Origin of the sequence: Streptomyces sp. T39, assembly GCF_008042045.1 — a bacterium.
Classification (GTDB): Bacteria; Actinomycetota; Actinomycetes; order Streptomycetales; family Streptomycetaceae; genus Streptomyces.
In genome coordinates this window covers 404,523-424,772 of record NZ_RDBP01000037.1, presented here as the reverse complement: position 1 = coordinate 424,772, position 20,250 = coordinate 404,523, and the positions used below count along the sequence as shown (strand labels likewise).

18 protein-coding genes are annotated in these 20,250 nt (G+C 72.1%); 7 read left to right on the top strand and 11 right to left on the bottom strand.

What is annotated here, in order from left to right; translation table 11 throughout:
- On the top strand, window positions 1-1,119 hold the full coding sequence (locus EAO77_RS24310; RefSeq protein ID WP_147990414.1) for a hypothetical protein: 1,119 nt from the start codon (window positions 1-3) through the stop codon (window positions 1,117-1,119).
- Between the two features lie 4 nt (window positions 1,120-1,123).
- On the top strand, window positions 1,124-2,113 hold the full coding sequence (locus EAO77_RS24305; RefSeq protein WP_187283389.1) for a COX15/CtaA family protein: 990 nt from the start codon (window positions 1,124-1,126) through the stop codon (window positions 2,111-2,113).
- 105 nt (window positions 2,114-2,218) lie between these two features.
- Here the strand turns inward: EAO77_RS24305 and EAO77_RS24300 are convergent, their stop codons facing one another.
- From EAO77_RS24300 to EAO77_RS24290, 3 genes are all read right to left on the bottom strand, one after another.
- Window positions 2,219-3,313: an amidohydrolase gene (locus EAO77_RS24300; protein ID WP_147990412.1), complete on the bottom strand. Its 1,095-nt coding sequence runs from the start codon at window positions 3,311-3,313 to the stop codon at window positions 2,219-2,221.
- A 66-nt stretch (window positions 3,314-3,379) separates the two neighbouring features.
- On the bottom strand, window positions 3,380-3,736 hold the full coding sequence (locus EAO77_RS24295; protein ID WP_147990411.1) for a hypothetical protein: 357 nt from the start codon (window positions 3,734-3,736) through the stop codon (window positions 3,380-3,382).
- 77 nt (window positions 3,737-3,813) lie between these two features.
- Entirely contained in the window at window positions 3,814-4,761 is a 948-nt protein-coding gene (locus tag EAO77_RS24290) for a heme o synthase (protein ID WP_147990410.1), read from the bottom strand.
- Between the two features lie 566 nt (window positions 4,762-5,327).
- Here EAO77_RS24290 and tkt point away from each other — a divergent pair.
- From tkt to pgl, 5 genes are read left to right on the top strand one after another with little or no spacing between them, the layout of a single operon-like run.
- Window positions 5,328-7,415, top strand: a complete 2,088-nt coding sequence (gene tkt, locus EAO77_RS24285; RefSeq protein WP_147990409.1) for a transketolase — start codon at window positions 5,328-5,330, stop codon at window positions 7,413-7,415.
- A gap of 34 nt (window positions 7,416-7,449) precedes the next feature.
- Window positions 7,450-8,568, top strand: coding sequence for a transaldolase (tal, locus tag EAO77_RS24280; protein WP_147990408.1), 1,119 nt, complete (start codon window positions 7,450-7,452; stop codon window positions 8,566-8,568).
- 15 nt (window positions 8,569-8,583) lie between these two features.
- Entirely contained in the window at window positions 8,584-10,107 is a 1,524-nt protein-coding gene (gene zwf, locus EAO77_RS24275) for a glucose-6-phosphate dehydrogenase (protein ID WP_147990407.1), read from the top strand.
- Window positions 10,104-11,177: a glucose-6-phosphate dehydrogenase assembly protein OpcA gene (gene opcA / locus EAO77_RS24270; protein WP_147990406.1), complete on the top strand. Its 1,074-nt coding sequence runs from the start codon at window positions 10,104-10,106 to the stop codon at window positions 11,175-11,177. The genes zwf and opcA overlap by 4 nt, the downstream gene beginning before the upstream one ends.
- Window positions 11,174-11,956, top strand: a complete 783-nt coding sequence (pgl, locus tag EAO77_RS24265; protein WP_147990405.1) for a 6-phosphogluconolactonase — start codon at window positions 11,174-11,176, stop codon at window positions 11,954-11,956. The genes opcA and pgl overlap by 4 nt, the downstream gene beginning before the upstream one ends.
- Before the next feature lie 376 nt (window positions 11,957-12,332).
- Here the strand turns inward: pgl and EAO77_RS24260 are convergent, their stop codons facing one another.
- The 8 genes from EAO77_RS24260 to gap form a co-directional block, all read right to left on the bottom strand.
- Window positions 12,333-13,901 carry a PH domain-containing protein gene (locus EAO77_RS24260; protein ID WP_147990404.1) on the bottom strand — a complete coding sequence of 523 codons (1,569 nt, stop codon included), beginning with the start codon at window positions 13,899-13,901 and terminating at the stop codon, window positions 12,333-12,335.
- A complete protein-coding gene (locus EAO77_RS24255) occupies window positions 13,898-14,398 on the bottom strand; it encodes a PH domain-containing protein (protein ID WP_147990403.1) in 501 nt (166 codons plus the stop codon). The genes EAO77_RS24260 and EAO77_RS24255 overlap by 4 nt, the downstream gene beginning before the upstream one ends.
- 4 nt (window positions 14,399-14,402) lie before the next feature.
- Window positions 14,403-16,064, bottom strand: coding sequence for a glucose-6-phosphate isomerase (pgi, locus tag EAO77_RS24250; protein WP_410088705.1), 1,662 nt, complete (start codon window positions 16,062-16,064; stop codon window positions 14,403-14,405).
- A 169-nt stretch (window positions 16,065-16,233) separates the two neighbouring features.
- Complete coding sequence (locus EAO77_RS24245; RefSeq protein WP_003957010.1) at window positions 16,234-16,569, bottom strand: RNA polymerase-binding protein RbpA; 336 nt, start codon at window positions 16,567-16,569, stop codon at window positions 16,234-16,236.
- A 135-nt stretch (window positions 16,570-16,704) separates the two neighbouring features.
- On the bottom strand, window positions 16,705-16,935 hold the full coding sequence (secG, locus tag EAO77_RS24240) for a preprotein translocase subunit SecG (RefSeq protein WP_147990402.1): 231 nt from the start codon (window positions 16,933-16,935) through the stop codon (window positions 16,705-16,707).
- A 145-nt stretch (window positions 16,936-17,080) separates the two neighbouring features.
- Window positions 17,081-17,869, bottom strand: coding sequence for a triose-phosphate isomerase (tpiA, locus tag EAO77_RS24235; protein ID WP_147990401.1), 789 nt, complete (start codon window positions 17,867-17,869; stop codon window positions 17,081-17,083).
- Window positions 17,870-17,875: 6 nt separating this feature from the next.
- On the bottom strand, window positions 17,876-19,087 hold the full coding sequence (locus tag EAO77_RS24230) for a phosphoglycerate kinase (RefSeq protein WP_147990400.1): 1,212 nt from the start codon (window positions 19,085-19,087) through the stop codon (window positions 17,876-17,878).
- 126 nt (window positions 19,088-19,213) lie between these two features.
- Window positions 19,214-20,221: a type I glyceraldehyde-3-phosphate dehydrogenase gene (gap, locus tag EAO77_RS24225; RefSeq protein ID WP_147990399.1), complete on the bottom strand. Its 1,008-nt coding sequence runs from the start codon at window positions 20,219-20,221 to the stop codon at window positions 19,214-19,216.
- Window positions 20,222-20,250 lie beyond the last annotated feature (29 nt).

Sequence of the window (20,250 nt, the reverse complement as noted above, 5' to 3'; positions counted from 1 at the left end):
ATGGAACGCTGTGCCGTACTGCTGCTCGACGCGCAATGGGCGAAGGTCAGGTCGGGCCGCCCGGAGGCCGCGCCCCTCGAGCGGGAGCGGATGCTCACCGATCTGATCGCCGCGCTCGCCCCGCACGCGGTGGACGATCTCTCCCTCGCCGCCAGACTCGGGCTGCGCTACAGCGACCTGGCCCGTCATCACTTCGACATCGGCAGACGCGTCGACGCGCTGGCCGCCGTCGACGCCGCCGTCCGTCACGGCGCCGGGCCGGCCGGGCACGACCCCGAGCACGCCCGCTGGTTCGCCAGAACCCTGATCAGCCAGGCCGTCTACCTCGCCGAACCGCTCAGCGACGATCTGGGGCTGCCGCGCTACGCCTTCCGTCCGCAGGGCGAACAGCCGCGGACGGAGGACAGGCTGGCCGGCCTCGCCGCGGTCGAGGCGACGCACCGGGCCATCGCCGTCTGGGAGTCCCTGGACCAGGGCGATCCGCGCAACCGCGAGGGCCTGGCCCAGGCCCACGCCTTCCTCGGCGACCGTCTGGAGGAGCTCGGCCGCCCGGTGGACGCGGCGGAGTGGGCGGTGCGGGCGGAACGTGCCTTCCACGCCGCGTGGACGGCGCCGGACCCCGCCGAGCGGGCCCATGCCGCGGTCCTGGAGCACCTGGGCGACCAGCTCGAACGCAGACTGCGGCGGTGCCCCTTCGACGGCGGTCTCACCCAGCTGCACAAGCGGGAACTGCTGCCGCCCCGGCTGCTGCCGCTCGCCGTCGTCGCGGGGCGCATCGAGGGCATGGCGCCCGACGCGATCGCCGAGGGGCTCGCCCTGGACCGCTCCGAGGTGCACCGCATCCTGCGGGCGCGCTCCTGGCGGGCGGTGTGGCGGTTCGACGTGTGCACGGGCGACGGCTCCTGGCGGCCGATGGCGTTCCCGTGGCGCGGGATGGACGCGGTGACCGACCGCACGGCGGAGGCGGTGGCGGCCGATCTGACGGACGCCTTCCTGTCCTCGCCGGACCGCCCGGGCGACGCGGCCCGCTGGCGGTTCGCCCTGTGGTGGGACGAGGAGGACCACTGGGACGGTTCGCGCTTCCGCGTGACCTTTCCTCCCGGAACCGACCCCTCGTGAATGCATGCACAAGCCCCCGCCTACGATGGGGCGCGTGCAGACCCCCCTCGCCTACATCGCCCAGCGCTGGACACCGTCGCCCGCAATCCTGCGACGGGCGGCGCTCTCCGCCGTCGTGATGAGCGTGCTCATCATCGTCACGGGCGGCGCCGTCCGTCTGACCGGTTCCGGCCTCGGCTGCGACACCTGGCCCAAGTGCACGGACGACAGCCTGTTCGCCACCCCCGCGCAGGGTCTCCACGGCGCGATCGAGTTCGGCAACCGGCTGCTGACGTACGTGCTCTCCGCGGCCGTCGGCTGGGCGATCATCGCGGTGCGCTCCACCAAGCCGCGGCGCCGGGGCCTCGGCCGGCTGGCCTGGACCCAGTTCTGGATCGTGTGCGCCAACGCGGTGATCGGCGGGATCACCGTCTGGGCGGGTCTCAACCCCTGGAGCGTGGCCGGACACTTCCTGCTCGCGACCGGTCTGCTGACGGTGGCGACGGTCACCTGGGTGCGCACCGGCGAGGGCGACGGGGCTCCCCGGCCCCGGGTGCCGCGGCCGGTGCGCAAGCTCTCCTGGGCGATCATCGGGGTGACCGCGCTGCTGATCGTGCTGGGCACGTCGGTGACGGGGTCGGGCAAGCACGCGGGCGACAGCAGCGACGTGCCGCGGATGCCGTGGGACTGGACGGCCGCCGCGCACATCCACGCCGTCGCCGCCTGGGTGGTCTGCGCGCTCGCCGTGGCCATGTGGCTGGTGCTGCGTGTGGTGGACGCCCCCGACGACACCCGGGCCCGCGCCCGGGACCTGCTGCTGGTGGTCCTCGCGCAGGGGGTCATCGGGTACGTGCAGTACTTCACCCACGTCCCGGAGATCCTGGTGGGCGTGCACATGTTGGGCTCGGCGCTGATGTGGATCGCCGTGGTCCGCCTCGCCCTGAGCCTGCGCGAGCGGCCCGTGGTGACGGTGCCCTCCCCGGACCGTCCCTCGGACGCCCTCGCCGCCGCCTGATGCGGCACCGTCCGATCGCCGCCTGATCACCACCGCCGCCGGGCACACCGCGCCCGGCGGCGTCCGTGCGCCCGAGCCGCCGCGCCCCCGAGGGCCCGGATCCGTTCAGGGCGCCGGAAGGCCGTACACCCGCCGCGCGTTGCCCGACGCGAGCATCCCCGTGACGCGTTCCGCGTCCGCCCGGGACCAGGCGCCGTCGCCGACCCAGCCGCCCAGGACGCGGCCCACCGCCTCGCGGAAGACGCCCGCGCCCACGACGTGGAACTCCGGCAGACCGCGCGCTCCGCTGGAGAAGAGCAGCTTGCCGAAGGGCGCCAGTTCCAGCGTCTCCGCCAGCACGGCTGCCGCCCGTGCCCCGGTGCGCGCGAGCGCGGGGCCGATGTCGGCGTAGACATGGGCGTGGACGCTCGCGAGCTGCGCGGCGCTGCGGTGATGGGGGTGGCCGTGCAGCAGGACGAGGTCGGTCCCCCGCCCCGCCGTCGCCGCGGCGAAGGGGGCCAGCCGCCCCGGATCGCCGTCCCCCGGGTGCAGTTGCAGCGGCAGCCCCGAGGCGACCGCAGCCCACAGCAGGTGCCGCAGCAGCACGGGGTCCCTCAGGGGCGTGCCCGCCCGGCGGCTGCCGAGCCAGCGTCCCGCCGCCCCCCGTACCGCGCCCGGTCCCGGCGGCTCGGGCTCGCCGGCCGCCGGACCGGCGGCGCCCGCGACCGTGGTGAAGGCCACGGCCCGGGCGGCCGCCCCGTGAACCGCCTCGGCCAGGTCGGCGAGGAACGACTCGACGGTGCCCGACGTGTCGGCGACCTGCTCGGCGAGGAGTTCGAGGCGGACGATCTCGCGGGCGTCGGCGGCGGCGGCGGCCGCGATCTCGCCCGGCCCCGTGAGGTCGTCCGGCAGACCGGTCTCGACCAGGTAGGTGTCGATCCCGGTGCCCCTGAGCAGACGTCTGCCCGCCTCGACCGCACCCAGCTCGCGCCGGCGGGCGAGGTAGCGGGCGGGCGGGCAGTGCGCTTCGAGACCGAGCAGCGGCGGGCACCAGCGTCTGACGGCGAAGCCGGTCTGGGTGTCGAAGAACGTGGTGCCGGCGGCCGGCGGCCCGGGAGTGGGGCCGAGCCGGGCCTCGAAGGTGCCGAGGCCCAGTTCCGTGCGGAGCACCCCGTGGCAGTACTGGTCGACCAGACGCACCGAGGACGCGGCGTCGATCATCGGGAGCTCCCTGTCTAGGACCGTGCTTCCACAGACCTAACGGGCGACCCCGGTGCGAGGTGTTGCTCAGCCGTTGGACGGGCCGCCGAGCTGGATGCCCGCCATGCGGGTCCACTCGTACGGGCCGGTGCGGACCTTGGCGGCGAAGTCGCCGTCGAAGGACTCGTGGAGGGTGATCCCGGACTTCTCGGCGGCGCCGACGGCGACGGCGTGGGTCGGGGCGACGAGGTCTCCCCATTCGCCGTCCTCGCCGACGAGGACGATGCGGGTGCCCATCTGGCCGATGTACGCGAGCTGGCCCTCGGCACCGCCGTGCGCCGCGGCGAACGACTGGATCTGCTTGGCGAGCTTCGCCGCCTTGCGCGCCGCCCTCGCGTCCTGCTCGGGCTCGTGCGCGCTCGTCTCAACCTGGGTGTCTGCCATGGCCAGGATGCTACCGGCGGGTAGTGCCCCCGGCCACGGCGGGGGCGCGTGGCATGAACCACCCTCGCGGGCGGTGCTCAGCGCAGGAAGGGGTCCACCGCGACGGCGACGAAGAGCAGCGAGACGTAGGTGATGGACCAGTGGAACAGCCGCATCTCCTTCAGCTTGCCGCCGGTCGCGCCGCTCTTGGCACGGTTCTGGAGCGCGTGCGCCTCCCAGAGCCACCAGCCGCCGGCGACGAGGGCGACGGCCGTGTAGAACCAGCCGGTGTAGCCGAGCGGGGTCAGCAGCAGCGAGACGGCCACCATCACCCAGCTGTAGAGGACGATCTGCCGGGCGACCACCGTGTTGCCGGCGACGACGGGCAGCATCGGCACACCGACGCGCGCGTAGTCCTCCTTCACCTTCATCGACAGCGGCCAGTAGTGCGGCGGCGTCCAGAAGAAGATGACGAGGAAGAGGATGACGGCCGCCCACGACACCGAGTTCGTCACCGAGGACCAGCCGATGAGCACCGGCATGCAGCCCGCGATGCCGCCCCAGACGATGTTCTGCGCCGTGCGGCGCTTGAGGAGCATCGTGTAGACGACGACGTAGAACAGCAGGGCGCCGAGGGCCAGGGCCGCGGAGAGCCAGTTGACCAGCAGGCCGAACCAGAGCGTGGAGACGACCGCGAGGGCGAGGCCGAAGACGAGCCCCTCGCGCGGCGAGACCATGCCGGTCACCAGCGGACGCTGCGCCGTACGGTCCATGAGCGCGTCGATGTCGCGGTCGATGTACATGTTGAGCGCGTTGGCGCCACCGGCGGAGAGGTAACCGCCGACGCAGGTCGCGAGCACCAGCCACAGGTCGGGCACGCCCTGTTCGGCCAGGAACATCACCGGCACCGTGGTGATCAGCAGAAGCTCGATGATCCGCGGCTTGGTCAGCGCCACGAACGCCCTGACGCGGGCCCCGAACGGCCGACGGCCCCCCGGGCCGGAAGCCAAGACGACCCCTGCGGGTCGGGACTCGACGGCCGTCACGCACACCCCTGACAGAGAAATCCCAGCAAGCCCGGCGGGGGCTCCTCCCCTGCCGAAGGGCTGGGGAGCGGTGAGAACCCGGTGAGGACTTGCGCGTACCACGCCACTCTAGACGTTGCCCGGACGCCGATCTTCGCGGGGGTCGGCTCGTGTTGAGCCGTGGTGGGGCACCGTCCGTATATACGTCCGCACCGGCGTTCCCCGGTCCGTCCCGGACGGAGGCCGGCGCGGCACCGGGCGGAAGGGGCCCGGCGGAGCCTTCGGCCGGTCGCCGCCGGGCCGGGGCGCCACCGGCCCGGCGGGCGGCGGACGTCCGTCGGCGGCACGCCGGCAATGTCCCCGGGGCGACCGTCGGCGGCACGCTGACGGTGTCCCCGCGGCGGGCGCCCCGACGGGGACCCGTAACACCCCCGGGAGCCCGCTTCGATCGCAAGGATCGCAAGAACCGGGCCACCGGAAAGACGCCCGCTCGAAAGGACGGGCACCTCTGCGAGGGTAGGCTCGACAGCGCCCGGTACACCCCTCGTCACCGGGATTCGACATGTGGAGAGGAGCCCTGACTCAGGGTGAGCACCAAGCCGACCACCACAGACCTCGAGTGGACCGCAGCGGACGATCGTGCGGTCGACACCGCCCGCGTCCTGGCCATGGACGCCGTACAGAAGGTCGGCAACGGCCATCCGGGTACGGCCATGAGCCTGGCGCCGGCCGCCTACACCCTCTTCCAGAAGGTGATGCGGCACGACCCGGCGGACGCCGACTGGACGGGACGCGACCGCTTCGTGCTGTCCGCGGGCCACTCCTCCCTGACCCTCTACATCCAGCTCTACCTGGCCGGTTTCGGCCTGGAGCTGGACGACCTCAAGGCGTTCCGCACCTGGGGCAGCAAGACCCCCGGTCACCCCGAGTACGGGCACACCACCGGCGTCGAGACGACGACCGGTCCGCTCGGCCAGGGTGTCGCCAACGCCGTGGGCATGGCCATGGCCGCCCGCTACGAGCGCGGCCTGTTCGACCCCGAGGCGGCCCCGGGCACCTCGCCGTTCGACCATCACGTCTTCGTGATCGCCGGTGACGGCTGCCTCCAGGAGGGCATCTCCGCCGAGGCGTCCTCCCTCGCTGGCCACCAGAAGCTCGGCAACCTGGTCCTGCTGTGGGACGACAACCACATCTCGATCGAGGGCGACACCGAGACCGCGGTCTCCGAGGACACCCTGCAGCGCTACGAGGCCTACGGCTGGCACGTGCAGCGGGTGCAGCCCAAGGAGAACGGCGACCTGGACCCGGCCGCGCTGTACGCGGCGATCGAGGCCGCCAAGGCCGAGACCGGGCGTCCGTCGTTCATCGCCATGCGCTCGATCATCGCCTGGCCCGCCCCGCACGCCCAGAACACCGAGGCCGCGCACGGCTCGGCCCTGGGCGAGGAGGAGGTCGCGGCCACCAAGCGCGTCCTGGGCTTCGACCCCGAGCAGCACTTCGAGGTCTCCGACGAGGTCGTCGCGCACACCCGTGGCGCGCTGGACCGGGGCCGCGACGTGCGCGCCGAGTGGGAGAAGACGTTCGCCGCGTGGCGGACGGCCAACCCGGAGCGGGCCGCCGACTTCGACCGGATCCGCGCGGGCGAGCTGCCCGCCGGCTGGGAGGAGAAGCTCCCCGAGTTCGAGACGGGCAAGGGCGTGGCCACCCGTGCCGCCTCCGGCAAGATCCTCCAGGCGCTGGGCGCGGTGATCCCCGAGCTGTGGGGCGGCTCCGCCGACCTCGCCGGCTCGAACAACACGACGATCGACAAGACGTCGTCGTTCCTGCCCGCGGGCAACCCGCTGCCGGAGGCCGACCCGTACGGGCGCACCGTGCACTTCGGCATCCGCGAGCACGCGATGGCGGCCGTCATGAACGGCATCACGCTGCACGGCAACACCCGCGTGTTCGGCGGCACCTTCCTGGTGTTCTCGGACTACATGCGCAACGCGGTCCGCCTCTCCGCGCTGATGCACCTGCCGGTCACCTACGTGTGGACGCACGACTCGATCGGCCTCGGCGAGGACGGCCCGACGCACCAGCCGGTGGAGCACCTCGCCTCGCTGCGCGCCATCCCCGGGCTGAACATCGTCCGCCCGGCCGACGCCAACGAGACCGTGATCGCCTGGCGCGAGATCCTGCGGCGCTGGACGAAGGAGTTCGGCGTGGGCGCCCCGCACGGCCTGGCACTCACCCGTCAGGGTGTGCCGACGTACGAGCGCAACGAGGACGCGGCCAAGGGCGGCTACGTGCTGTTCGAGGCGGAGGGCGGCGCCCCCGAGGTCGTGCTGATCGGCACCGGCTCCGAGGTCCAGCTGGCCGTCGAGGCCCGTGAGCGGCTCCAGGCCGCCGGAGTGCCGACGCGTGTCGTGTCGATGCCGTCGGTGGAGTGGTTCGAGGAGCAGGAGCAGGGGTACCGGGACTCGGTGCTTCCGCCGTCCGTGCGGGCGCGTGTCGCGGTCGAGGCCGGTGTCGGCCTGACCTGGCACCGGTACGTCGGGGACGCCGGCCGCATCGTCTCGCTGGAGCACTTCGGCGCCTCCGCGGACGCGAAGGTCCTGTTCCGCGAGTTCGGTTTCACCGCCGACGCGGTCGCCGCCGCGGCCCGGGAATCGATCGAAGCCGCCGCGCGCTGACGCCGGTACACGACAAACAGGAGATGCAACTCTCATGACAGACGCACTCAAGCGCCTCTCCGACGAAGGCGTCGCGATCTGGCTGGACGACCTGTCCCGCACCCGGATCACCTCCGGCAACCTCGCCGAGCTGATCGACCAGCAGCACGTCGTCGGTGTCACCACGAACCCGTCGATCTTCCAGAAGGCGATCTCGGACGGCCACGGCTACGACCAGCAGCTCGAGGACCTCGCGGCCCGCAGGGTGACCGTCGAGGAAGCCATCCGCATGATCACGACGGCCGACGTGCGCGACGCCGCCGACATCCTGCGGCCGGTGTTCGACGCGACCGACGGCCAGGACGGCCGGGTCTCGATCGAGGTCGACCCCCGTCTGGCGCACGACACCAAGGCGACGGTCGCCGAGGCCAAGCAGCTCGCCTGGCTGGTCGACCGCCCCAACACGCTCATCAAGATCCCGGCCACCGAGGCGGGTCTGCCGGCGATCACCGAGGTCATCGGCCTCGGCATCAGCGTCAACGTCACGCTGATCTTCTCGCTGGAGCGCTACCGCAAGGTCATGGACGCCTACCTGGCCGGTCTGGAGAAGGCCAAGGAGCGCGGTCTGGACCTGTCGAAGATCCACTCGGTGGCGTCCTTCTTCGTGTCCCGGGTGGACACCGAGATCGACAAGCGCCTGGACGCGCTGGGCACCCCGGAGGCGGCCAAGGCCCGCGGCAAGGCGGCCCTGGCCAACGCCCGCCTGGCGTACGAGGCGTTCGAGGAGGTCTTCTCCTCGGACCGCTGGGCCGCACTCGACAAGGCCCGGGCCAACAAGCAGCGTCCGCTGTGGGCCTCGACCGGCGTCAAGGACAAGGCGTACAAGGACACGCTGTACGTCGACGAGCTGGTCGCCCCGGGCACGGTCAACACCATGCCGGAGGCCACCCTCGACGCCACCGCCGACCACGGCGCCATCACCGGTGACACGGTGCGCGGCACCTACGAGCAGGCCCGCGCCGACCTCGACGCGGTCGAGAAGCTCGGCATCTCCTACGACGAGGTCGTCCAGCTGCTGGAGGACGAGGGCGTGGAGAAGTTCGAGTCCGCCTGGAACGACCTGCTCGCCTCGACCGAGGCGGAGCTCAAGCGCCTCGCACCCTCGGAGGGCTGACCCACCTTGTCCGGTATGGACGGAGCGAACCCGCTCCGTGACGCCGCCGACCGACGGCTCCCGCGCATCGCGGGGCCGTCGGGCCTGGTGATCTTCGGCGTCACGGGCGACCTGTCCCGCAAGAAGCTGATGCCCGCCGTCTACGACCTGGCCAACCGCGGGCTGCTGCCGCCGGGCTTCTCCCTCATCGGCTTCGCCCGCCGTGAGTGGCAGCACGAGGACTTCGCACAGGAGGTCCACGACGCCGTCAAGGAGCACGCGCGCACCCCGTTCCGCGAGGAGGTGTGGCAGCAGCTCATCCAGGGGATGCGATTCGTCCAGGGCACCTTCGACGACGACGCGGCCTTCGAGGAGCTGAAGGCCACGATCGAGGACCTGGACAAGGTCCAGGGCACCGGCGGGAACTTCGCGTTCTACCTCTCGGTACCGCCCAAGTTCTTCCCCAGCGTCGTCCAGCAGCTCAAGAAGCACGGGCTGGCCGACCAGAAGGAGGGCTCCTGGCGCCGCGCGGTCATCGAGAAGCCGTTCGGCCACAACCTTCGAAGCGCCGAGCAGCTCAACCAGGTGGTGCACGAGGTCTTCCCGCCCAACGAGGTCTTCAGGATCGACCACTACCTGGGCAAGGAGACCGTCCAGAACATCCTGGCGCTGCGGTTCGCCAACACCCTCTTCGAGCCGATCTGGAACCGGTCGTACGTCGACCATGTGCAGATCACCATGGCCGAGGACATCGGCATCGGCGGCCGCGCCGGCTACTACGACGGCATCGGCGCCGCCCGCGACGTCATCCAGAACCACCTCCTCCAGCTGCTCGCGCTCACCGCGATGGAGGAGCCCGCCTCCTTCGACGCCGACGCGCTGGCGGCGGAGAAGACCAAGGTGCTGGGTGCGGTGAAGGTGCCCGGCGACCTGGCGGCGAACACCGTGCGCGCGCAGTACGCGGCGGGCTGGCAGGGCGGCGAGCAGGCGGTCGGCTACCTCCAGGAGGAGGGCATCGACCCGCGGTCGAAGACCGACACCTACGCCGCGATCAAGCTGGAGATCGACAACCGCCGCTGGGCCGGGGTGCCGTTCTACCTGCGGACCGGCAAGCGGCTGGGGCGCCGGGTCACCGAGATCGCGGTGGTCTTCCAGCGCGCCCCGCACTCCCCGTTCGACTCCACCGCCACCGAGGAGCTGGGGCAGAACGCCCTGGTCATCCGGGTGCAGCCGGACGAGGGCGTCACCATGCGCTTCGGGTCCAAGGTCCCCGGCACCTCCATGGAGGTGCGGGACGTGTCGATGGACTTCGCCTACGGCGAGTCGTTCACCGAGTCCAGCCCGGAGGCGTACGAGCGGCTCATCCTCGACGTCCTGCTCGGCGATTCGAACCTCTTCCCGCGCGTGGAGGAGGTCGAGCTGTCGTGGAAGATCCTCGACCCGATCGAGGAGTTCTGGGACCGGAACGGCAAGCCCGCGCAGTACCCGGCGGGCACCTGGGGACCGGTGGAGGCCGACGAGATGCTCGCACGAGACGGACGGAGCTGGCGCCGGCCATGAAGATCGACCTTACGGACACCACGGCCAGCAAGATCAACAAGGCGCTGGTGAAGGGCCGCCGGGCGATCGGCACCCCGGCCGTCGGCATGGTCCTCACCCTGGTCATCGTGACGGACGAGGAGAACGCCTACGACGCCCTCAGGGCGGCCAACGACGCCTCGCGCGAGCACCCCTCGCGCACCCTCGTCGTCATCAAGCGGGTCTCCCGCTCCCCGCGTGACCGGGCCAAGGCCCGGCTCGACGCGGAGGTGCGGGTCGGCGCCGACGCCGGGACCGGCGAGACGGTGGTGCTGCGGCTGTACGGCGAGGTCGCCGACCACGCCCAGTCCGTGGTGCTCCCGCTGCTGCTGCCGGACGCGCCCGTCGTCGTCTGGTGGCCGGTGAACGCGCCGACCGACCCGGCGTCCGACCCGCTGGGCGCGCTCGCCCAGCGGCGGGTCACCGACACCTACTCCGCGGAGCAGCCCGTCCGGGAGCTGGTCTCCCGCGCCGACGCGTACACGCCGGGCGACACCGACCTGTCGTGGACGCGGATCACCCCGTGGCGCTCCATGCTCGCCGCCGCGCTGGACCAGGTGACCTGCGAGGTCACCGAGGTCGAGGTGGAGGGCGAGGAGTTCAACCCGAGCTGCGAGCTGCTCGCCATGTGGCTGGCGGACCGGCTGGACGTCCCGGTGCGGCGGCTGCCGTCCAAGGGTCCCGGCCTCACGTCGGTCAGGATGGAGTCCACCTGCGGACCGATCGTGCTGGACCGGCCGGACGGGTCGCTCGCGACCCTGTCGATCCAGGGCCAGCCGGACCGCGCGGTGGCGCTCAAGCGGCGTGAGACGTCCGAGCTGATCGCCGAGGAGCTGCGGCGCCTCGACCCGGACGACACCTACGCGTCCGCCCTGCGTTACGGCGTGGACCGGCTCGGCGACGGGGCGAAGGCGCCCGCCGCCGAGGAGCCGGCGGACGCCGGGGAGTCCGAGGCGCCCTCGGACGCCGGGGAGTCAGAGGCGCCCGCGGCCCCGAAGCGGAAGTCCGCGGCGAAGAAGACCGCTCCGGCCCGGAAGGCGGCGGCGGAGTGAGCGCCGCGGAACTGGTCGTCCACCGCGACAAGGACCTGATGGCACAGGCCGCGGCCGCGCGCCTGATCACCAGGGTCGTGGACGCGCAGGCGGCCCGGGGCACCGCGTCGGTGGTGCTGACCGGCGGCCGCAACGGCAACGGGCTGCTGGCCGCACTGGGTTCCGCCCCGGCCCGGGACGCGATCGACTGGTCGCGGCTCGACCTCTGGTGGGGCGACGAGCGGTTCCTGCCGGACGGGGACCCCGAGCGCAATGTCACGCAGGCCCGTGAGGCGCTGCTGGACCGGGTCCCGCTGGACCCGGCCCGGGTGCACGCGATGCCCGCGTCGGACGGCCCGCACGGCGCCGACGCGGACGCCGCCGCGGCGGCCTACGCGGCCGAACTGGCGGCCGCCGCCCGGCCCGAGGACCACGGTCCGGTGCCCGTCTTCGACGTGCTGATGCTGGGCGTCGGGCCGGACACCCATGTGGCGTCGCTCTTCCCGGAGCTGCCCGCGGTCCGCGAGACGGAGCGGACGGTGGTCGGCGTGCACGGCGCGCCGAAGCCGCCGCCGACCCGGATCTCGCTGACCCTGCCCGCCATCCGCGCGGCCCGCGAGGTGTGGCTGCTCGCGGCGGGCGAGGACAAGGCGGAGGCGGTGCAGATCGCGCTCTCGGGAGCGGGTGAGGTCCAGGCCCCGGCGGCGGGAGCCCGCGGCCGGGCCCGCACGCTGTGGCTGCTCGACGCGGCGGCGGCCTCCGGGCTCCCCCGGGACCTGCTGCCCCCGCCCTCGGCCTGACGGACGCCTCCGGACCCTCGGCCCCCTGCCCGGCACCACCGGGCAGGGGGCCGTTTCCGTGTCCCGACCGGTCGGGACACGGGGCCGCGACGGCCTGTGGCCGGGGGTCCCGCGCACGCCGAGGGTGGCCGGGCACGGTGCCGCCGCCGACGTCACTTTCCCGGGGGCCGCGACGGCCTCGACCGGTCCCCTCCCGCACGCGCCCGCGGGCGGGCTCCGTCCCCGTCACGCCCCCGGTCCCGAGGGGGCCGCGGCGGCCTGTGGCCGGTCCCCTCCCGCACGCGCCCGCGGGGGCACGCCGCGCTCCCCCGCGGTGCCGGCGCGTGGCCTCCGTCCCCCGTCATCCTCCTCCGGCGGGGTGGACGAGGGAGCGGGGTCACGGGCGGTCGTGTTCGAGGAAGGGGTCCAGGAGAGCGGGGACCGCCCGGGAGGCGAAGGCCAGGGCCTCGGAGGCATCCGCGTCGTGGACGTGGTACGCGCCCGCGCCCGCCGCCGTCGTGGCGGTCAGGGTGAGCAGGCCGGCGCGGCGCTGGAAGAGGGACCGGCGGACCGTCCAGCCGATCACACCGGTGCGCTGGAGGGCCACCGTGCTGCGCCGCACGGTGCCCGAGCGGGTGAGCAGATAGGCGCCGGAGATGCCGTGGCCGAGATTGCGGTAGGCGTCGAGGGCGAGCGGCACGGCGACCGGGACCGCGACGGCCGCCCAGCCCAGGGCGATCCACAGCAGCACCGGGGTCAGGAGCGCGCCGAGCACGGCGAGGACGAGGGCCGGTGCGAGCGCCGTGGCCAGCGCCCACCGCAGCCTGCGGCCGCGGGCCGCCCGCGGATGGCCGGTGAGCAGCGAGGGGTCCGTCGGCGCGGCCGGCTCCCGCAGCACCTGGGCGGCCACCCGGTCCGCGACGGCCCGGGGCGCCACCGGAAGGAGGGTCTTGCGGTCGGTGTGCTCGTTCTCCGCGTCCTTGACGAGACCGGTGGCGACCGCGTCCACCCGCGCGGCGCCGAACAGCCGCACGCCGAGGGGCTCGACGAGGTCGACACCGCGCAGCCGCCGCTCCTCGACCGAGACCGACCGGGAGGTGAGGAGGCCGCGCCGTATCCGCAGGGTGCCGCCGTTCTCGCGCTCCAGGCGGTAGTTCCACCACATCTCGACCCACAGGCCGAGTGCTCCGACGACTCCCGCGAGGAGCGCGGCGCCGGCGAGGACGAGGATCGTCCAGACGAGCGGGGTCTCGGCGAAGCGGTCGCCGACCCAGGCGATGACCTCGGCCTGGGCGCCGAACCACTCGCTGACCTGCATCACGGCCCCGGCCGCCGCGCCGCCGAGCAGCGGGGCGACGAAGGAGACCGGTGCATAGGCGATCCATGCGGGGTCGAGGGAGGCGATCGTCCCGTCCCGGTCCGCGTCCGGCACCCCGGCGGGCGGGCGGGCGAGGAGTTCGCCGCGCAGCCGCTCGGCCTCGGTGCGCGACACCGCGTCGAGCAGCAGCGTGGACTCGCCGCTGCCGGTGTGTTCGCCGGTGCCGATGCGCACCTGGACGAGGCCGAGGAGACGCAGCAGCACGTGGGCGGTCAGGTCGACGCTGCGGATGCGTTCGCGGGGCAGGGAGCGCCTCTTCACCAGCAGCAGGCCGCTGCGGAGCTCGACGCGCTCGGGGCCGATGCGGTAGCCGGTGCGGTGCACACGGACGCCGTCGGCGGCCGTGACGGCGCCGACGAGCACCACGCCGCCCGCCAGCACCCAGGCGAGCGCCTGCCAGAACGGCCGCCCGCCGAGGAGGCCGAGCAGGACGGGCAGGCCCGCGCTGCCGGCCACCCCCAGCATGACGAGGCACCGGGCGAGGACGGTGCGCCGGTGGAGGCGCCGCCACGGCGCTCCGGGCGGGACGCCCTCGCCGGGGGTCACCGCGGGCGCCGGGTGCGGGTCCGGCGCCGTCCGCTCGATCATGTCGCGTCCCCGGGGGTCGCCCGGGTGATGCGGGTGAGCCGCTCGGCGAGGTCCGCCGCCAGCTCGTGGTCCAGGCCCTGGATGCGGATCTCCCCCTTGGCGGAGGCCGTCGTGACGGTGACGGTCGCCAGCCGGAAGGCCTGCTCCAGCGGCCCGCGGACGGTGTCGACCGTCTGGATCCGTGACATGGGGGCGATCCGCCACTCCTGCCACAGGGCCCCGGTGCGGACGTACACCGCCTCGTCGGTGACCTCCCAGCGGTGCACCCGGTACCACCACGGGGGGAGGAACGCGGTGCCGGCCAGCCCGGCGGCGGCGAGCAACGCCGCCGGGCCCCACAGCCAGGTCCGCGCGGGCTCGATGAGCGCCCCGAGGACCGCCAGGACGCCCACCGGTACGGCGGTCGTCAGCAGGCACTGGACGCGCCACCAGGTGACGGCGCGTTCGTTCAGTCGGTGGGTGGGCGGCCGCAGCCGCACCACGTCCTCCCCCCTCACGAGGTCACCTCCCGCGCAGTGTGCGGTACGTGGCCGCCAGGGTCGCGGTCGAGCTGTCGAGCCGCTCGGCGCCCTGCCCCTCGGTGAGCACGGGCTCGATCCGCTTGGCGAGGACCTTGCCCAGTTCGACGCCCCACTGGTCGAAGGAGTCGATGTTCCAGACCGCGCCCTGGACGAAGACCTTGTGCTCGTACAGGGCGATCAACTGGCCGAGCACCGACGGGGTGAGGTCCTCGGCGAGGATCGTCGTCGTCGGGTGGTTGCCCTGGAAGGTCTTGTGGGCGACCAGTTCCTCGGGCACGCCCTCGGCCCGTACCTCTTCGGGGGTCTTGCCGAAGGCGAGGGCCTGGGTCTGGGCGAAGAAGTTCGCCATCAGCAGGTCGTGCTGGGGCACCAGGGAGTCCGGCAGACCGGGCACGGGCCGGGCGAAGCCGATGAAGTCGGCCGGGATGACCTTGGTCCCCTGGTGGATCAACTGGTAGTAGGCGTGCTGCCCGTTGGTGCCGGGGGTGCCCCAGACCACGGGGCCGGTCTGCCAGGTGACGGGGTTGCCGTCGCGGTCCACCGACTTGCCGTTGGACTCCATGTCGAGCTGCTGGAGGTAGGCGGTGAACTTGGACAGGTAGTGGGAGTACGGCAGGACGGCGTGCGACTGCGCGTCGAAGAACGCGCCGTACCAGACGCCCAGCAGACCCATCAGCAGTGGTGCGTTGGCCTCCGCGGGGGCGGTGCGGAAGTGCTCGTCGACGAGGTGGAAGCCGTCGAGCATCTCCCGGAAGTGCTCCGGGCCGATCGCGATCATCAGCGAGAGGCCGATGGCCGAGTCGTAGGAGTAGCGGCCCCCGACCCAGTCCCAGAACTCGAACATGTTGGCCGTGTCGATGCCGAAGGCGGACACCTTCCCGGCGTTGGTGGACAGGGCCACGAAGTGCTTGGCGACGGCCTCGGGACCGGCGTCCAGTCCGCTGAGCAGCCAGGTGCGGGCGGAGGTGGCGTTGGTGATCGTCTCGATCGTGGTGAACGTCTTCGAGGCGATGATGAACAGCGTCTCGGCCGGGTCGAGGTCGCGGACGGCCTCGTGGAGATCGGCGCCGTCCACGTTGGAGACGAACCGGAACGTCAGATCCCGGTCGGTGTAGGAGCGCAGGACCTCGTAGGCCATGGCCGGACCGAGGTCGGATCCGCCGATGCCGATGTTGACGATGCTGCGGATGCGCCGGCCGGTGTGACCGGTCCACTCGCCGGAGCGGATCCGCTCCGAGAAGGCGGCCATCTTGTCGAGCACGGCGTGGACGGCGGGGACGACGTTCTCGCCGTCGACCTCGATCACCGCGTCGCGCGGGGCGCGCAGCGCGGTGTGGAGGACCGCCCGGTCCTCGGTGGTGTTGATCTTCTCGCCGCGGAACATGGCGTCGCGCAGGGCGGCGACGCCGGTCGCGTCGGCGAGGTCGCGCAGCAGGGCCAGCGTCTCGTCGGTCGCCAGGTGCTTGGAGTAGTCCAGGTACAGATCGCCGACCCGCAGGACGTATCCGCTGCCGCGCTGCGGGTCCGCGTCGAACAGCTCGCGCAGGTGGGTCCCGCCCAGCTGTTCGCGGTGCTTGCCGAGAGCGACCCATTGCGACATCTGGTCGAGCCTCGTAGGACGTTCTGCGTTCATCTCGGACATCAGCCCACTTCTTCTCGTACGTGCGTGCATGCCCCGCTGCGCCTCCAACCTAATTGATCAGGAGGGCCGGTGAGGCGGCAGCGCCGCGGTGCACGTCCGAAATGCCGGAGGCACGTCCGAAAAGGAAAGTCCGGCCGGCACCTCACGGTGCCCGGCCGGACCTCGATGTCTAGATCTCGCCCCGCAGTTTGGCCAGCGCCTCGGCGAGGATCGCCTCGCCGTCGGCGTCGCTGCGCCGCTCCCGAACGTACGCCAGGTGCGTCTTGTACGGCTCGGTGCGCGGCGGGTCCGGCGGGTTGTCCCGGTCCTGTCCGGCGGGGAACCCGCACCGCGGGCAGTCCCAGGTGTCGGGGACCTGTGCGTCACTGGCGAAGCTCGGCTGCGTCTCGTGCCCGTTCGAGCACCAGAAGGAGATGCGCAGGCGCGGAGCGGACTCGCCTCGCTCGGCCTCGCCCATCGGCCCCGCGCCGACCCGGCTTCCCCGGATCGCGTTGCCACTTGCCACGGTCGTAACTCCCTGCGTGATGGTGCTGCACAGCGTCTCACAGCGGCTGCGCCGCGAGTGCCCCAGTCTACGTAAGGCCCAACGCGCGTCCAGTGATTGGAGTTACAGCCCGGCGCGGAACGGCCAGGAGTCCGCTCAGCTGTCCAGCTTCATCAGCAGACCCAGTACGACAATGCACGCGAACCAGAGCAGACCGACCACGATGGTGATGCGGTCCAGGTTGCGCTCGGCCACCGAGGAACCGCCGACGGAGGACTGCATGCCACCGCCGAACATGTCGGAGAGGCCGCCGCCCTTCCCCTTGTGCATCAGCACCAGCAGCATCAGCAGCAGACTGAAGACGATCAGGGCGATCGAGAACCCCATAACCACGGCTGGACCAACTTCCTCGGACTGATCGGGACGGTGATGAAGGAAAAGCGGGGACCGGGGCCCGCCGCGCGGATCAACCGCACGGCACACGTCGGCCTCGGCCCCCGCAAGGGTACGCCGGATCGGCGCTACCGCATACTCACTGGTCGCGGAAGCGGACGATCTTCACGAACTCGTCGGCGTCCAGCGCGGCGCCGCCCACCAGGGCGCCGTCGACGTCCGGCTGGGCCATGATCGCGGCCACGTTGCCGGCCTTGACCGAGCCGCCGTACTGGATGCGGACCTTGTCGGCCAGCTCCTGCGAGTACAGCTCGGCGAGACGGCCGCGGATCGCGCCGCAGACCTCCTGCGCGTCCTCGGGGGTGGCGACCTCGCCGGTGCCGATGGCCCAGACCGGCTCGTAGGCGATGACGATCGTCTCGGCCTGCTCGGCCGGGACGTCCTTCAGCCCGCCGTCGAGCTGCGCCAGGGTGTACGCGACCTGGTTGCCCGCCTTGCGGATCTCCAGGCCCTCGCCGACGCACAGGATCGGCGTGAGGCCGTGCCTGAACGCCGCCTTCACCTTGGCGTTGCAGATCTCGTCGGTCTCCGCGTGGTACTGGCGGCGCTCGGAGTGGCCGACGGCGACGTAGGTGCACTTCAGCTTGGCCAGCATCGGGCCGGAGATCTCACCGGTGTAGGCACCGGAGTCGTGCGCGGAGATGTCCTGGGCGCCGAACTTGATCGCGAGCTTGTCGCCCTCGACCAGGGTCTGGACGGACCGGAGGTCGGTGAAGGGGGGAAGCACGGCGACCTCGACGGCCGCGAAGTCCTTCTCCGAGAGGGCGAAGGCGAGCTTCTGGGTGTGGGCGATGGCCTCGAGGTGGTTGAGGTTCATCTTCCAGTTGCCCGCCATCAGCGGGGTACGGCCTTGTTCAACAGCAGTCATCGAGGGTCAGTCCTCCAGTGCGGCGAGGCCGGGGAGCGTCTTGCCCTCGAGGTATTCGAGGCTCGCGCCGCCACCGGTCGAAATGTGTCCGAACGCATTCTCGTCGAAGCCCAGGATCCGCACGGCGGCGGCCGAGTCCCCGCCGCCGACCACGGTGAACGCCGGGGAGTCGATGAGCGCCTGCGCGACGGCGGCGGTTCCCTCCGCGTAGTCGGGGTGCTCGAACACGCCCATCGGGCCGTTCCAGAAGACGGTGCCCGCGTCGGCGAGCTTCGCGGCGTAGAGCTCGCTGGTCCGCGGACCGATGTCGAGGCCCATCCGGCCGGCGGGCATGGCGTCCGCGGCGACGGTCTCCGGGTCGGAGGGCGCCTTGGTCTTCAGGTCCGGGAACTCGGCGGCGACCCGCACGTCGACGGGGAGCACGAACTCCACGCCCCGTGCCTCGGCACGCTTCAGGTACTCCTGGACCACGGGGATCTGGTCCTCCTGGAGCAGCGAGGAGCCGACCTCGTGGCCCTGGGCCTTGAGGAAGGTGAACACCATGCCGCCGCCGACGAGGATCCGGTCGGCCTTCTCCAGCAGGTGGTCGATCACGCCGAGCTTGTCGGAGACCTTGGAGCCGCCGAGCACGACGGCATACGGGCGCCGCACGTCCTCGGTGAGCTTCCTGAGGACACCGACCTCGTTCGCGATCAGCAGACCGGCCGCGTGCGGCAGCCTGGCGGGGAGGTCGTAGACGGAGGCGTGCTTGCGGTGCACGGCGCCGAAGCCGTCGCCGACGTAGAGGTCGGCGAGGGTGGCCAGCGCGTCGGCGAAGGCTCCGCGCTCGGCGTCGTCCTTGGCGGTCTCGCCCGGGTTGAAGCGCAGGTTCTCCAGGACGGCGACCTGTCCGTCGGCCAGTGCGGCGACGACGCCCCGCGCGGACTCGCCCACCGTGTCGGTGGCGAAGGCCACGTCGGCGCCCAGCAGTTCGCCGAGCCGCGCGGCGGCGGGGGCGAGGGAGAAGGCGGGGTCCGGCGCGCCCTTCGGGCGGCCGAGGTGCGAGGCGACGACCACACGGGCGCCGGCCTCGGCGAGCCGCTCGATGGTGGGCTGCACGGCCCGGATACGGCCGTCGTCGGTGATGGTCGTGCCGTCGAGCGGCACATTGAGGTCGGCGCGGACGAACACCCGCTTGCCCGCGACCCCCTCGGCCAACAACTGGTCGATGGTCTTCATAGTTCTACGGCTCCTCGGAAGGCTGCACACGCGGCAGGGCCCGACCGGCGCCGCATTGCGCCGTCCGAGCCCTGCCACTCACATCTTGGTGCTCTCGTGGAAGATCAGATCAGACCCTGCCGCTGATCAGAGCTGGTTGCCGACGAAGACCGTGAGGTCGACGAGGCGGTTGGAGTAACCCCACTCATTGTCGTACCAGCCGAGGATCTTCACCGAGTTGCCCTCCTGGACCATGGTCAGGGAGGAGTCGAAGGTGCAGGAGGCGGGGTCGCTGACGATGTCCGAGGACACGATCGGGTCCTCGGTGTAGTACAGGATGCCCTTGAGCTCGCCGTCCGCGGCCTTCTTGAACGCGGCGTTGACCTCGTCCTTGGTGACCTCGCGCTCCAGCTGCACGACCAGGTCGGTGGCCGAGCCCGTCGGGACCGGCACGCGCATGGCGATGCCGTCCAGCTTGCCCTTGAGCTTCGGCAGCACCAGCGCGGTGGCCTTCGCGGCACCGGTGGTGGTGGGGATGATGTTCTCCGCGGCGGCCCGGGCGCGGCGCAGGTCCTTGTGCGGGAAGTCCAGGATGCGCTGGTCGTTCGTGTAGGCGTGGACCGTGGTCATCAGACCGCGGACGATGCCGAAGTTCTCGTCCAGAACCTTGGCCATCGGCGCCACACAGTTCGTCGTGCAGGACGCGTTGGAGATGACGTGGTGGTTGGCCGCGTCGTACTTGTCCTGGTTGACGCCCATCACGATGGTGATGTCCTCGTCCTTGGCCGGAGCCGAGATGAGGACCTTCTTGGCGCCGCCGTCGATGTGCTTCGAGGCGTCGGCCCTGCTCGTGAAGATGCCGGTGGACTCGACGACGATGTCGACGCCCAGCTCGCCCCACGGGATGTCGGCCGGGTTGCGCTCGGAGAGCACCTTGATGGTGTGGCCGTCGACGGTGATGGTGTCGGCGGTGTGCGTCACCTCGGCCTTGAGGCGGCCCAGAATGGTGTCGTACTTGAGCAGGTGAGCGGTGGTCGCGGTGTCACCCAGGTCGTTGACAGCCACGATCTCGATGTCAGCACCCTGCTCCAGCAGCGCGCGGAAGTAGTTACGACCGATGCGGCCAAAGCCGTTGATGCCTACGCGGATCGTCACGAACCGATCTCCTCGTTAGGTACGCCGGT

Bases quoted from the DNA above. Each gene is read 5' to 3' on its own strand.
- EAO77_RS24310 (WP_147990414.1), top strand. From the start codon at position 1: ATGGAACGCTGTGCCGTACTGCTGCTCGACGCGCAATGGGCGAAGGTC.
- EAO77_RS24305 (WP_187283389.1), top strand. From the start codon at position 1,124: ATGCACAAGCCCCCGCCTACGATGGGGCGCGTGCAGACCCCCCTCGCC.
- EAO77_RS24300 (WP_147990412.1), bottom strand. From the start codon at position 3,313: ATGATCGACGCCGCGTCCTCGGTGCGTCTGGTCGACCAGTACTGCCAC.
- EAO77_RS24295 (WP_147990411.1), bottom strand. From the start codon at position 3,736: ATGGCAGACACCCAGGTTGAGACGAGCGCGCACGAGCCCGAGCAGGAC.
- tal (WP_147990408.1), top strand. From the start codon at position 7,450: ATGACAGACGCACTCAAGCGCCTCTCCGACGAAGGCGTCGCGATCTGG.
- zwf (WP_147990407.1), top strand. From the start codon at position 8,584: ATGGACGGAGCGAACCCGCTCCGTGACGCCGCCGACCGACGGCTCCCG.
- opcA (WP_147990406.1), top strand. From the start codon at position 10,104: ATGAAGATCGACCTTACGGACACCACGGCCAGCAAGATCAACAAGGCG.
- EAO77_RS24260 (WP_147990404.1), bottom strand. From the start codon at position 13,901: ATGATCGAGCGGACGGCGCCGGACCCGCACCCGGCGCCCGCGGTGACC.
- pgi (WP_410088705.1), bottom strand. From the start codon at position 16,064: ATGTCCGAGATGAACGCAGAACGTCCTACGAGGCTCGACCAGATGTCG.
- secG (WP_147990402.1), bottom strand. From the start codon at position 16,935: ATGGGGTTCTCGATCGCCCTGATCGTCTTCAGTCTGCTGCTGATGCTG.
- tpiA (WP_147990401.1), bottom strand. From the start codon at position 17,869: ATGACTGCTGTTGAACAAGGCCGTACCCCGCTGATGGCGGGCAACTGG.
- EAO77_RS24230 (WP_147990400.1), bottom strand. From the start codon at position 19,087: ATGAAGACCATCGACCAGTTGTTGGCCGAGGGGGTCGCGGGCAAGCGG.